12 protein-coding genes, 4 tRNA genes and 1 pseudogene are annotated in these 12,771 nt (G+C 59.2%); 11 read left to right on the top strand and 6 right to left on the bottom strand.

Going from position 1 to position 12,771, the window contains the following annotated elements; genetic code table 11:
- Positions 1-5: 5 nt before the first annotated feature.
- From PspS34_RS24020 to thiO, 4 genes are read left to right on the top strand one after another with little or no spacing between them, the layout of a single operon-like run.
- The gene (locus tag PspS34_RS24020) at positions 6-485 is read left to right on the top strand and encodes a PilX N-terminal domain-containing pilus assembly protein (RefSeq protein ID WP_150813483.1); all 480 of its coding nucleotides are present in this window, start codon (positions 6-8) and stop codon (positions 483-485) included.
- Positions 472-885 (top strand): hypothetical protein, encoded by a 414-nt coding sequence (locus tag PspS34_RS24015; protein WP_154862177.1) that lies wholly within the window; start codon positions 472-474, stop codon positions 883-885. The genes PspS34_RS24020 and PspS34_RS24015 overlap by 14 nt, the downstream gene beginning before the upstream one ends.
- A gap of 14 nt (positions 886-899) precedes the next feature.
- Positions 900-1,301 carry a type IV pilin protein gene (locus PspS34_RS24010; RefSeq protein ID WP_150813481.1) on the top strand — a complete coding sequence of 134 codons (402 nt, stop codon included), beginning with the start codon at positions 900-902 and terminating at the stop codon, positions 1,299-1,301.
- A gap of 56 nt (positions 1,302-1,357) precedes the next feature.
- Positions 1,358-2,458, top strand: a complete 1,101-nt coding sequence (gene thiO, locus PspS34_RS24005; protein ID WP_090451471.1) for a glycine oxidase ThiO — start codon at positions 1,358-1,360, stop codon at positions 2,456-2,458.
- 129 nt (positions 2,459-2,587) lie between these two features.
- Here thiO and PspS34_RS24000 read toward each other — a convergent pair whose 3' ends face one another.
- From PspS34_RS24000 to PspS34_RS23985, 4 genes and pseudogenes are all read right to left on the bottom strand, one after another.
- Positions 2,588-3,925 carry a sigma-54 dependent transcriptional regulator gene (locus PspS34_RS24000; protein WP_154862178.1) on the bottom strand — a complete coding sequence of 446 codons (1,338 nt, stop codon included), beginning with the start codon at positions 3,923-3,925 and terminating at the stop codon, positions 2,588-2,590.
- Positions 3,922-4,224: pseudogene (locus tag PspS34_RS23995) on the bottom strand (hypothetical protein); the annotation flags it as partial. The gene PspS34_RS24000 and the pseudogene PspS34_RS23995, both read right to left, overlap by 4 nt.
- Before the next feature lie 46 nt (positions 4,225-4,270).
- Positions 4,271-4,504, bottom strand: a complete 234-nt coding sequence (locus PspS34_RS23990; protein WP_057713250.1) for a PP0621 family protein — start codon at positions 4,502-4,504, stop codon at positions 4,271-4,273.
- A gap of 125 nt (positions 4,505-4,629) precedes the next feature.
- Positions 4,630-5,652, bottom strand: a complete 1,023-nt coding sequence (locus PspS34_RS23985; protein WP_150813478.1) for an outer membrane protein assembly factor BamD — start codon at positions 5,650-5,652, stop codon at positions 4,630-4,632.
- 151 nt (positions 5,653-5,803) lie between these two features.
- Here PspS34_RS23985 and rluD point away from each other — a divergent pair, with 151 nt between their 5' ends.
- The 7 genes from rluD (at position 5,804) to PspS34_RS23950 (ending at position 11,059) form a co-directional block, all read left to right on the top strand.
- Positions 5,804-6,766 carry a 23S rRNA pseudouridine(1911/1915/1917) synthase RluD gene (gene rluD, locus PspS34_RS23980; protein WP_008052092.1) on the top strand — a complete coding sequence of 321 codons (963 nt, stop codon included), beginning with the start codon at positions 5,804-5,806 and terminating at the stop codon, positions 6,764-6,766.
- The gene (pgeF, locus tag PspS34_RS23975; protein ID WP_150813477.1) at positions 6,763-7,482 is read left to right on the top strand and encodes a peptidoglycan editing factor PgeF; all 720 of its coding nucleotides are present in this window, start codon (positions 6,763-6,765) and stop codon (positions 7,480-7,482) included. Before rluD ends, pgeF begins: the two co-directional genes overlap by 4 nt.
- Before the next feature lie 295 nt (positions 7,483-7,777).
- Positions 7,778-10,342, top strand: coding sequence for an ATP-dependent chaperone ClpB (gene clpB / locus PspS34_RS23970; RefSeq protein ID WP_057713253.1), 2,565 nt, complete (start codon positions 7,778-7,780; stop codon positions 10,340-10,342).
- A gap of 300 nt (positions 10,343-10,642) precedes the next feature.
- Positions 10,643-10,718, top strand: a tRNA-Asn gene (locus tag PspS34_RS23965).
- Positions 10,719-10,727: 9 nt separating this feature from the next.
- A tRNA-Pro gene (locus PspS34_RS23960) sits at positions 10,728-10,804 on the top strand.
- Positions 10,805-10,809: 5 nt separating this feature from the next.
- Positions 10,810-10,885 (top strand) — tRNA-Lys (locus PspS34_RS23955).
- A gap of 97 nt (positions 10,886-10,982) precedes the next feature.
- Positions 10,983-11,059 (top strand) — tRNA-Pro (locus PspS34_RS23950).
- Positions 11,060-11,234: 175 nt separating this feature from the next.
- Here PspS34_RS23950 and PspS34_RS23945 read toward each other — a convergent pair.
- Both PspS34_RS23945 and PspS34_RS23940 read right to left on the bottom strand, forming a co-directional pair.
- Positions 11,235-12,533, bottom strand: coding sequence for an NAD(P)/FAD-dependent oxidoreductase (locus tag PspS34_RS23945; RefSeq protein ID WP_090451465.1), 1,299 nt, complete (start codon positions 12,531-12,533; stop codon positions 11,235-11,237).
- 60 nt (positions 12,534-12,593) lie between these two features.
- Positions 12,594-12,767, bottom strand: a complete 174-nt coding sequence (locus PspS34_RS23940; RefSeq protein WP_007970531.1) for a DUF3094 domain-containing protein — start codon at positions 12,765-12,767, stop codon at positions 12,594-12,596.
- Positions 12,768-12,771 lie beyond the last annotated feature (4 nt).

Below are 12,771 nucleotides of genomic sequence, written 5' to 3'. Positions count from 1 at the left end.
TGCCAATGAATCGGTCTCCCATGACGTGTTACACCCAGCGCGGCATGGCCCTATTGGTCAGCCTGGTGTTCTTGCTCTTGCTGACGTTGATTGGCCTTTCATCGATGCAAAGTGCCACCCTGCAGGAAAAAATGGCCGGTAGCGTCGCCTTGCGCAACCAGTCGTTTCAGCGTGCCGAAGCCGCATTGCGGGTGGGCGAGAGTACAGTGCAACGGGACAGTTATGCGCTACCTGTTTGTAGCGGCATCGTTCAATGTGCGCCACCGTCCGAGTCTTCGACTATTACCGCTGCCGGTTTCAACGCTTCTTCCGGAGTGACCTGGATTGCATCGGGCAACGGCTTTTATGGTGTGCAAAATATTGGTGACAGCCAAGATGCGGTGAATGTGCCAATCAATACCCCGGCGATGTTGTATCGGGTAACGGCAGTCGGCATCGCGGGGCATTCGCGCAGTGTGGTGGAGAGCATCTATGCGAAGTACTGAGCGACCTGTCAGGTTATGGCCACAACTGTTTGGTGCCGTCGTCGCGCTTAACCTGTCGGTGTCGGCGCACGCTGCCACATCAGCGGATTCGCCAGCGCTGAACCGGCCCACCTGTCTGGCCAATGGCAACTGGTACGGTTTTTACCATGGCAATCAGGGGTTGAAGGCCGTCTGCCTGAAGCTGCCCGCTGCGATCAGCGTTAAGATGCTCGACAGCAACGCCGATGGAGTGGTCGACAACAGCGACACGCTATCCGATGGCGTGATCTTTATCGGGGAACATTCGACCCAGGACGCCAGCGACAATGGCGGGGCCGTGAACGATTCCACTGGCGACGGTACTGCGGGGATGGAGAAATCCGGCGGCAGCCGTCGCATCATGTGGCGACAAATACAGTGAGTGAGAATTGAGGCATGCGTAGTTCCAACCGCGGTTTTACCCTGATCGAAATCATGATCGTGATTGCGATCATCGGTATTGTCATGACCATTGCTGCCCCGAGTTTCACCGAATACCTGAACAAGGGCCGTCGCGCAGAAGTAGCCGGTCTGCTCTCGGAGCAGGCGCAGCTCCTGGAGCGCTTCTACTCGCAGAAAAATGCCTACACCGATGCGACGGGCCTCAGTGCCGGCAATGATTACTACAGCATCACACCGACCCTGACCGACCAGACTTTTCTGCTGACGGCGGTGCGCAAGGCTGACTCGAGCATGGCCACTGACAAGTGCGGTGATCTGACCATCACCAACACCGGTGTGCTCGGTATGGTCAACGCGAAATCCGGCCTGACCAGCAAAGACTGCTGGGGGCGCTGAGTTTCTATTTCGGGTGCCTTTTGTACCCTCTGTCTATTTAACGATTGGATCAGAACATGACCAGGCAACAGCAAGTGGTGATTGTTGGCGGTGGGGTGATTGGATTGCTGACGGCCTTCAATCTCGCCTCCGAAGTGCAAAGCGTTGTGCTGCTGGATCGCTCGAGCGTCGGCCAGGAATCGTCCTGGGCCGGCGGCGGCATCGTTTCGCCGCTTTACCCGTGGCGATACAGCCCGGCGGTCACCGCGTTGGCTCACTGGTCCCAGGACTTTTATCCACAGCTGGGCGAGCGCTTGTTTGCCGCCACTGGCGTTGATCCTGAAGTGCACACCACCGGTCTGTACTGGCTGGATCTGGATGACGAGGCTGAAGCGCTGGCTTGGGCTGTCCGGGAAAATCGCCCGCTTAGCGCGGTGGATATTTCGGCAGCACACGACGCCGTGCCGGTGCTGGGCAGCGGTTTTTCCCGGGCGATCTACATGGCCGACGTCGCCAATGTGCGTAATCCGCGTCTGGTGAAGTCACTCAAGGCTGCATTGCTGGCGTTGCCGAACGTGACGATCCATGAGCAGTGCGAAGTCAGCGGGTTTGTTCGTGAGGGCAATAAAGTGGTCGGCGTGCAGACCTCCACAGGTACTGTTCCGGGCGATCAAGTCGTCCTGACGGCGGGGGCCTGGAGCGGTGATTTGCTCAAGCTTCTTGATCTGACGCTGCCGGTCGAGCCGGTGAAAGGGCAGATGATTCTCTACAAGTGTGCGGCGGACTTCCTGCCGAGCATGGTCCTGGCCAAGGGCCGTTATGCGATTCCCCGGCGCGACGGGCACATATTGATCGGCAGTACGCTGGAGCATGAAGGCTTTGACAAGACGCCGACCGGGTCGGCACTGGAAAGCCTGAAGGCGTCCGCGGTGGAATTGATCCCGGCGCTGGCCGATGCCGAAGTGGTGGGGCATTGGGCCGGATTGCGCCCGGGATCACCCGAGGGCATTCCCTACATCGGCCCGGTGCCGGGTTTTGATGGGCTCTGGCTCAACTGCGGGCATTACCGAAACGGGCTGGTGCTGGCGCCAGCGTCATGCCAGCTGTTTGCCGATGTAATGCTGGGCCGTGCGCCGATTATCGATCCGGCGCCTTATGCGCCTGCCGGGCGGCTCTGACTGCTGGATCGCAGTCGTTTACCCGGTCGCTATCGCGAGCAAGTTCGCTCCTGCAATGGTTCTGAGGTGTTCGCAGTTGTTGTGTTCACCAATGACCCTGTGGGAGCGAGCTTGCTCGCGATAAGGGCCTCAATCCAATCCAAACTTCTTGAGCCTATAGCGCATCGACCTGAATGACAGGTTCAACCGCTGAGCCGCCGCCGTGCGGTTCCAGCGGGTTTCCTCCAGGGCCTGGAGCAGTAGTTGGCGTTCGATGTTTTCCAGGTAGGCTTCCAGATTGTCGATCCGGGTCAGGTCCGGCACGCCACCCTCAGCCCCATAGTTGCCTTCAGCCAGGCGCAGGTCGCCGGCTTCGATCTGTTTGTTCTCACATAAGGTGTGCGCCCGTTCGAGCATGTTTTCCAGTTCCCGCACATTGCCCGGGAAGCGATAGCTCTTCAGCGCATCGAGGGCTTGGGGGTGGAGTCTCGCCGCAGGTTGACCGGTATCGGCGGCCAGACGCTTGAGAATGTGGCTGGCTAGCATTTCGATGTCATCACGGCGCTCGCGCAAGGGCGGCACCCGGAGTTCGATCACGTTCAAACGGTAGTAAAGATCATGACGAAATCGTCCGGCGGCGACTTCGGCGCCAAGGTCCTTGTGCGTGGCGCAGAGAATGCGCACATCCACCGCCACTTCCTGCTGCCCGCCGACGCAGCGTACGGATTTCTCCTGAATCGCGCGCAGCAATTTGACTTGCATGGACAGCGGCAGGTCGGCGACTTCATCGAGCAGCAGGGTGCCGCCGTGGGCTGTCTGGAACAGGCCGGGCTTGTCTTCGATGGCGCCGCTGAAGCTGCCTTTGCGATGGCCGAAAAACTCGCTCTCCAACAGTTCCGAGGGAATCGCCGCGCAGTTGATCGCAATGAACGGCTGATTGGCGCGAGGGCTTTGATCGTGGATCAGGCGCGCGACCAACTCCTTGCCGCTGCCGGACTCTCCGCTGATGTATACCGTCGCATGGCTGCCGGCCAGTTTGGTGATGTGTTCGCGCAGGTTGCGCATGGGCAATGAGTCGCCCAGCAAGCGACGATCGATGCCGACCCCGCGGGCAGGAACCAGCAGGGCGCTGGTGACCAGCTCACGCAGACGCGTAAGGTCCACCGGTTTGGTCAGGAAGTCGAATGCCCCGGCCTTGAGCACATTGATCGCGTTTTCGAGACTGTCATAGGCGGTGATCATCGCCACCTGGACCCGGGGGTGGCGTTGCTGGATGTGCTGCACCAGCTCCAGGCCGGTACCGTCCGGCAACTGCATGTCGGTCAGGCATAGATCGAAGGTTTCGCGTTTGAGCAGGGATTGCGCTTCGCCGACGTTGCGGGCGTTGAACGTCTCCAGCTTCATCCTTCCCAGGGTGATTTCCAGGAGTTCGCGAATGTCCGGTTCGTCATCGACAATCAAGACTTTTTGTCGTGGTTTGGTGTTCAACGTAGGTTCCGTCCGTGAGCAAAGGTCATGCAAAAGCAGCCGCTTTCCTGGCGTGCCTTGAAGTTTAGGCGGGACGGAATGCTTTCGCCCGGCTGGCCGGACAGATAAAGCCCCAGGCCCCTGATATGGCGGGCTGGGGCTTTATTTTCGAGTATTTCCAGTGATTTCAGCTCGAGCCGTAGCGGCGACATTTGCTCGCGGTGCTGCAGGTGCAGGACGTTTTCGATTACCCGGTTCATTCGCAGAGAGAGGTCTTGAATAATCTGTGTCAGACGTCGATCTGCGCCTTTCAGTTCCTTGGGTGCGCGCGATAGTCCTTAATCGGCCGCTATTTCGGGTGACGTGTCAGCGGCCGCTGGAATCCTTGTCTTGCTCGAGGTGAGCCTGGCTGCAATACCATCGTTGGTCGAGGCTCAGCGCGCGGTCGCGGGGCAGGTGGACGCCACAATGGGCGCAACGGACCATGGGCGCCGCGTCCCGCTCGGCAGGGGGCCTGGGGGTGGAAGCCTGACCCTTGAACTTGCGCCAGAACCACACTGCAGCGGCAATCAGGGCAATCCAGAACAATAAACGAAGCATGGTGAGCTGCTTTTTGATTGATGAAGCGGCAGTTTAGCCAAGGACCTGACAGGCGCACAGTGTAATAAAACGCCGAAATAAAAAAGGGAGACTCGAAAGTCTCCCTTTTTGCACAACCCGGGGTGTCAGTCGAACACGCCGAAGGTCATGTAGCTGAACCACGAGCGGTCACTGTTGTTGCCTTCCGCTTCGTGATTTTCTTCTTCGATCACGTCGCCATTGTCGTCTTTAGGCTTGAGCTCGCTCGGGATGGCGTCCTTGGCGTCCTGGAACTGCCTCTGTACGTCCTGGTTGGCGCGGGTTTCGCCTGGTGGCAGCGGCGGACGGGACTCGATCAGGCCCAGGGTCGCCTTGCTCAGCCACGAACGGTTGTCCGCTTCGGCGACGGTCGGTACGAACTGGCCGTCCACCAGCGTCGGGTGGTTCGGGTAGTTGAGCTTCAGGGTTTCCAGGCTGGTGGCAGCCAGTTCGTCCAGGTGCAGGCGCTGGTAGGCCTCGGTCATCACCGCCAGGCCGTCGCCGACCGAAGGGGTTTCCTGGAAGTTTTCCACCACGTAACGACCGCGGTTCGCGGCGGCGACATAGGCCTGACGGGTCAGGTAGTAGTCGGCCACGTGAATTTCGTAGGCCGCCAGCAGGTTGCGCAGATAGATCATGCGCTGCTTGGCATCCGGTGCGTAACGGCTGTTCGGGAAGCGGCTGGTCAGCTGGGCGAACTCGTTATAGGAGTCGCGGGCGGCGCCCGGGTCACGCTTGGTCATGTCCAGCGGCAGGAAACGCGCCAGCAGGCCGACGTCCTGGTCGAAAGAAGTCAGGCCTTTGAGGTAGTAGGCATAATCGACGTTCGGATGCTGTGGGTGCAGACGAATGAAGCGTTCCGCAGCGGACTTGGCCGCTTCTGGCTCGGTGTTCTTGTAGTTGGCGTAGATGAGTTCGAGTTGCGCCTGATCGGCATAGCGACCGAACGGATAACGCGATTCCAGAGCCTTCAGCTTGGCGATGGCACTGGTGTAGCTACTGTTGTCCAGGTCATTTTGAGCCTGTTGGTACAGCTCGACTTCACTGAGGTTTTCGTCTACGACTTCCTTCGATGAGCAAGCAGCGGTCAATGCGAGGATGGCGATCAGCAGCAGGTGTTTCACTTGCATGGCGGCTTGCGTCCCTATGACGGCCGCTGTCTTGGGCGTGGCCGTCCTGTTATGATGAGTGCCCCGTTGAATAGCCTCGGGGCAAAAGACGCCGTATTTAACCACAAGCGCGCAGCCGAAACCAAAGGCTGTGCCGACGCCTAGTCTGAGCATGTCCGATAAAATTGAACTTCGCGCAGAGGTGCCGTCCGAATTGGGCGGCCAACGCCTCGATCAAGTCGCCGCACAATTATTCGCTGAGCACTCGCGCTCGCGCCTTTCCGCCTGGATCAAAGACGGCCGCCTGACTGTGGATGGGGCGGTTATCCGCCCGCGAGACATCGTCCACGGCGGCGCCATCCTTGAGCTGACTGCCGAGCAGGAAGCTCAGGGCGAATGGGTCGCTCAAGACATAGCCCTGGATATCGTCTATGAAGACGACGACATCCTGGTGATCAACAAGCCTGCGGGCCTGGTGGTGCACCCGGCTGCCGGTCATGCCGACGGCACCTTGCTCAACGCCTTGCTGCACCACGTGCCGGACATCATCAATGTGCCCCGCGCCGGTATCGTGCATCGCCTGGACAAGGACACCACCGGTCTGATGGTGGTGGCCAAGACCATTCAAGCGCAGACGCAGCTGGTTACACAGTTGCAGAGTCGCAGCGTCAGCCGGATCTACGAGTGCATCGTGATCGGTGTGGTGACAGCCGGTGGCAAGATCAACGCGCCGATCGGTCGTCACGGCCAGCAACGCCAGCGCATGGCCGTGATGGAGGGTGGCAAGCAAGCCGTCAGCCATTACCGCGTGCTCGAACGCTTCCGCTCCCACACCCATGTGCGGGTGAAGCTGGAAACCGGTCGTACGCACCAGATTCGCGTGCACATGGCGCACATCAACTATCCGTTGGTCGGAGATCCTGCCTATGGCGGTCGTTTCCGTATTCCGCCGGCCGCCAACCCAACCATGGTCGAGTCGCTGAAAAACTTTCCGCGTCAGGCGCTGCATGCGCGTTTCCTGGAACTGGATCATCCGACCACCGGTCAGCGCATGAGCTGGGAATCCCCATTGCCGGAAGATTTCGTCTGGTTGCTGACCCTGCTCAAGCAAGACCGTGAGGCGTTCATCGGATGAGTGACTGGCTGATTCCTGACTGGCCCGCGCCGGCCGGGGTCAAAGCCTGTGTGACCACCCGAGCGGGCGGCGTCAGTCTGGCGCCGTTCGACAGCCTCAATCTCGGCGATCACGTCGACGACAGCCCTGAAGCTGTTGCCGAGAATCGCCGTCGTCTGACCGATCATTTCTCCATTCAACCGGCCTGGCTGCAGCAGGTTCACGGGATTGTCGTGGCCCATGCCGATCCAGGCCGGGTGGACACTGCCGATGCCAGTTGGACATCAACGCCGGGCGTCGCCTGCGCGGCGATGACCGCCGATTGCCTGCCTGCGCTGTTTTGCGACCGTGCCGGTACTCGCGTCGCGGCAGCTCATGCCGGTTGGCGCGGGTTGGCGGCGGGTGTGCTGGAAGCTACGCTCGACAGTCTGGCGGTACCGCCTGCCGAGGTATTGGTGTGGCTCGGTCCGGCTATTGGCCCACAAGCCTTTGAAGTCGGCCCGGAAGTGCGCGAAACCTTCGTGCAGCAACTGCCTCAAGCCGCAGAAGCCTTCGTGCCAAGTCAAAACCCCGGCAAGTTCATGGCTGACATCTATATGCTGGCGCGTTTGCGTCTGGCGGCTCGCGGTGTAACGGCTGTCTATGGTGGCGGTTTCTGCACCGTGACCGATCCTCGCTTCTTTTCTTACCGTCGTGCGCCCCGCACTGGCCGATTCGCCTCACTGATCTGGCTGTAGCGCCCTGTCTCACGAATACTGTTCCTCTTTGACGGCGTCTGTTGCCGTCATGCTGCGTTGCCGCTCCTCGCCATAGCGGGCTATGACTCGTCGCGGCGCCTTGCCTGACGACAACAGCCACTCGCCAAAGAGGAACGTATTCGTAAGGCAGGGCGCGACCGCTAGACTTGCCTGACCTGCATCAACGTCCCGACGCTTGAAACTCCCAGAATCGACCACATCTATTGTGGTATCTGGCAGGTTTCTTCATTCAGGATGTTTTATAGGTCCGGCCTGCTCAAAAGGAAGGTGACCCATGCGTATAGACCGTTTAACCAGCAAATTGCAGTTAGCGTTGTCCGATGCCCAATCCCTGGCAGTCGGCCTCGATCATCCGGCCATCGAGCCGGCGCACTTGATGCAAGCCTTGCTCGAACAGCAGGGTGGCTCGATCAAGCCCCTGTTGATGCAGGTGGGCTTCGACGTCAACAGTCTGCGTAAAGAGCTGACCAAAGAGCTCGACCAGCTACCGAAAATCCAGAACCCGACCGGCGACGTGAACATGTCGCAGGATCTGGCGCGCCTGCTCAACCAGGCCGACCGTCTGGCCCAGCAGAAGGGCGACCAGTTCATCTCCAGCGAGCTGGTGCTGCTCGCCGCCATGGACGAGAACAGCAAGCTCGGCAAGCTGTTGCTCGGCCAGGGCGTGAGCAAGAAAGCCCTGGAAAATGCGATCAACAACCTGCGTGGCGGCGAAGCGGTAAACGACGCCAACCACGAAGAATCGCGTCAGGCGCTGGATAAATACACCGTCGACCTGACCAAGCGCGCCGAAGACGGCAAGCTCGATCCGGTGATCGGCCGTGACGATGAAATTCGCCGGACCATCCAGGTGCTGCAACGTCGTACCAAGAACAACCCGGTGCTGATCGGTGAGCCTGGCGTGGGTAAAACCGCCATCGCCGAAGGCCTGGCCCAGCGCATCATCAATGGCGAAGTGCCGGATGGCCTCAAGGGCAAGCGCTTGTTGTCCCTGGACATGGGGGCGCTGATTGCCGGTGCCAAGTATCGCGGTGAGTTTGAAGAACGCCTGAAATCCCTGCTCAATGAGCTGTCGAAGCAGGAAGGGCAGATCATCCTGTTCATCGACGAACTGCACACCATGGTCGGCGCCGGCAAGGGCGAAGGTTCGATGGATGCGGGCAACATGCTCAAGCCGGCCCTGGCCCGCGGTGAGCTGCACTGTGTGGGCGCCACCACGCTCAACGAGTACCGCCAATACATTGAGAAGGACGCCGCTCTCGAGCGACGTTTCCAGAAAGTGCTGGTGGACGAGCCGAGCGAAGAAGACACCATCGCCATCCTGCGTGGCCTCAAGGAGCGTTATGAGGTTCACCACAAGGTGGCGATTACCGACGGCGCGATCATTGCCGCGGCCAAGCTCAGCCATCGCTACATCACTGACCGGCAGTTGCCGGACAAGGCCATCGACCTGATCGATGAAGCCGCCAGCCGCATCCGCATGGAGATCGACTCCAAGCCGGAAGTGCTGGACCGTCTGGAGCGTCGCCTTATTCAGCTGAAGGTGGAATCCCAGGCGCTGAAGAAAGAAAGCGACGACGCGGCGAAGAAACGTCTGGAAAAACTGCAGGAAGAAATCGCACGTCTAGAGCGTGAGTACTCGGATCTCGAAGAAATCTGGAACTCGGAAAAAGCTGAGGTCCAGGGTTCTGCGCAGATCCAGCAGAAAATCGAGCAGTCCCGTCAGGAGCTGGAAACGGCCCGCCGCAAAGGCGATCTGAATCGTATGGCGGAGTTGCAGTACGGCGTGATCCCGGACCTGGAACGCAGCCTGCAAATGGTCGACCAGCATGGCAAACCCGAAAACCAGCTGCTGCGCAGCAAGGTGACTGAGGAAGAGATCGCCGAAGTGGTTTCGAAGTGGACCGGTATTCCAGTGTCGAAAATGCTCGAAGGCGAGCGCGAAAAACTGATGAAGATGGAAAGCCTGTTGCACCAGCGTGTGATCGGCCAGGACGAAGCGGTCGTTGCGGTTTCCAATGCGGTGCGGCGTTCTCGCGCCGGGTTGTCCGACCCGAACCGGCCAAGCGGCTCGTTCATGTTCCTCGGCCCGACCGGTGTCGGTAAAACCGAGCTGTGCAAGGCCCTGGCCGAATTCCTCTTTGATACCGAAGAGGCGATGGTGCGGATCGACATGTCCGAGTTCATGGAGAAACATTCCGTGGCTCGCTTGATCGGTGCGCCACCAGGCTATGTGGGGTATGAAGAGGGCGGTTACCTGACCGAGGCCGTACGTCGCAAGCCGTACTCGGTGATCCTCATGGACGAAGTCGAGAAGGCGCACCCGGATGTGTTCAACATCTTGCTGCAAGTGCTCGAAGACGGTCGTCTGACCGACAGCCATGGCCGCACGGTGGATTTCAAGAACACCGTGATTGTCATGACTTCCAACCTGGGGTCGGTGCAGATCCAGGAACTGGTCGGTGATCGTGAGGCGCAGCGTGCAGCGGTGATGGATGCGATTTCCAGCCACTTCCGGCCGGAGTTCATCAACCGGGTCGACGAAGTGGTGATCTTCGAGCCGTTGGCGCGGGATCAGATCGCCGGCATTACCGAGATCCAGCTGGGCCGCCTGCGCAGCCGTCTGACCGAGCGGGAGCTGAAGCTTGAGCTCAGCCCTGAAGCCATGGACAAACTGATCGCGGTCGGTTACGACCCGGTGTACGGCGCACGGCCGCTCAAGCGCGCTATCCAGCGCTGGATCGAGAACCCGCTGGCGCAGTTGATACTGTCCGGTCGATTCATGCCGGGCGACACGGCTCATGGTGTGGTGGAAAACGACGAAATCGTCTTCGTCTGATCCAGATCGGCAACAAAATTGAAAAGGCCTCGCATTGTGAGGCCTTTTTTTCGTTAGGCTGTTGAACTCAAAGGAAAAGGCTTGTAAAGTGCGCCCCGCAGTAAGTCACCCGCCAGGGTTTCGGCTCACAAGGCAGGAATCCAAAATAAGTTGCAAATCATTAACTTGAAAGCAATTTAGGGGGTTGACAGAGGTGCTGAAGATTGTAGAATAGCGCGCCTCAGACACACGAACGCAGCGATGCGAACGGGTTGAAGAGAACGCAGTAAAGCTTCAAAGTTGTAAATTGAAATGTGTAGTTCCGTGATAGCTCAGTCGGTAGAGCAAATGACTGTTAATCATTGGGTCCCAGGTTCGAGTCCTGGTCACGGAGCCAATTTCAAACCGGGGTATAGCGCAGTCCGGTAGCGCGCCTGCTTTGGGAGCAGGATGTCAGGAGTTCGAATCCCCTTACCCCGACCATTTTTGGGTCGTTAGCTCAGTTGGTAGAGCAGTTGGCTTTTAACCAATTGGTCGTAGGTTCGAATCCCACACGACCCACCATTTTTGAAACCAGGTTAAAAACTGGAATCGAATCTTAAGATCAGACGCCAAAAGCTCTGTTCGCAGAAGGCGCCTCCCGAAGGTGCCTTTTTTTTACCGGGGTATAGCGCAGTCCGGTAGCGCGCCTGCTTTGGGAGCAGGATGTCAGGAGTTCGAATCCCCTTACCCCGACCATATTAAAAATCCTCGTATCGAAAGATACGGGGATTTTTTTTGTCCGCAGGAAACTCAAGAACGCCGCAAAACCAGTGTGGGAGCGGGCTTGCTCGCGAAGGCAGTGTGTCAGTCGACATAAATGCTGAATGACATGGCCTCTTCGCGAGCAAGCCCGCTCCCACAAGGGGTTGTTTTAGTGCAACTTCAGGCGCGGCTCGGTGCCGCGACCGATCTTGCTGCCGAGCATCAGCATCGCTGTGCGGAACGGCCCGTACAGCGCCATCTGGTGCATGCGGTACAGCGACACGTAGAACATCCGCGCCAGCCAGCCTTCGAGCATCACGCTGCCGGTGAGGTTGCCCATCAAGTTACCCACAGCCGAAAAACGCGACAGCGAGATCAGCGAGCCGTAGTCGGTGTACTTGTACTCCGGCAACGCCTTGCCTTCGATGCGCAGTTTCAACGATTTGGCCAGCAGCGAAGCCTGTTGGTGAGCGGCCTGGGCGCGTGGCGGCACATTGCGGTCGCTACCCGGTTGCGGGCAGGCGGCGCAATCACCGAACGCGAAGATGTTTTCGTCACGGGTGGTTTGCAGGGTCGGCAGCACTTGCAGCTGATTGATGCGGTTGGTTTCCAGGCCATCGATGTCCTTGAGGAAACCCGGTGCGCGAATCCCCGCGGCCCAGACTTTCAGACTGGCCTTGATTTCGTTGCCGTCGGCGGTGATCAGGCTGTCGGCCGTCACTTCGCTGACAGCGGCATTGGTCATGACGTTGACCCCGAGTTTCTCCAGGGTTTTATGCACAGGCCCGCCAATGCGCTCCGGCAACGCCGGCAGCACCCGTGGACCGGCTTCGATCAGGGTGATGTGCATGTTTTCCGGCTTGATCCGGTCCAGGCCATAGGCTGCCAATTCGTGGGCGGCGTTGTGCAGTTCGGCGGCCAGTTCGACCCCGGTGGCACCGGCGCCGACGATGGCCACGCTGATTTGCTCGATCGTGTCGGTCTGACCGGCGTGCGCGCGCAAATAGTGATTGAGCAGTTGCTGGTGGAAACGCTCGGCCTGTTTGCGGGTGTCGAGGAACAGGCAGTGTTGCGCCGCACCCTGGGTGCCAAAATCGTTGGTGGTGCTGCCGACGGAGATCACCAGCGAGTCGTAAGGCACTTCGCGGGCTGGCACCAGCTCCAGACCGGCTTCGTCATAAGTGGCAGCCAGCTGGATTTTTTTCTTCGCGCGATCGAGCCCGCTCATGCGCCCCAGCTGGAACTCGAAGTGGTTCCATTTGGCCTGGGCGACATAGTTGAGTTCGTCTTCGGAAGAGTTCAGGGAACCGGCCGCCACTTCGTGCAACAACGGTTTCCAGATGTGGGTCAGGTTCGCGTCGACCAGCATCACGCTGGCCGTACCGCGCTTGCCCAGAGTCTTACCCAGACGGGTAGCCAACTCCAGACCGCCGGCGCCGCCGCCGACAATGACAATACGATGGGACATAAGGATAACTCGCAAGGCTAAAAGAAATCGGTGCAATTACCCGAGCGAGCGCAAGGCAGCTCATAGCGTCAAGTAACTGATAAGTCGGCTCAACAGGCCCAGACCAATGGTCACTGCCAATACCAGCACAAGGAGCATCCACGGCCGGAAAGGCCGGCGCTCGACTTGGTGTTGGGACAACTGCAGGTACTCTTCGACATGCTTTTGGTCGTCGGGGTTCAGGCGGCTGGTCATATCG

Source organism: Pseudomonas sp. S34, assembly GCF_009866745.1.
In the GTDB taxonomy this organism is placed as follows: Bacteria; Pseudomonadota; Gammaproteobacteria; order Pseudomonadales; family Pseudomonadaceae; genus Aquipseudomonas; species Aquipseudomonas jessenii.
This window is presented reverse-complemented; position numbering and strand designations above follow the sequence as displayed.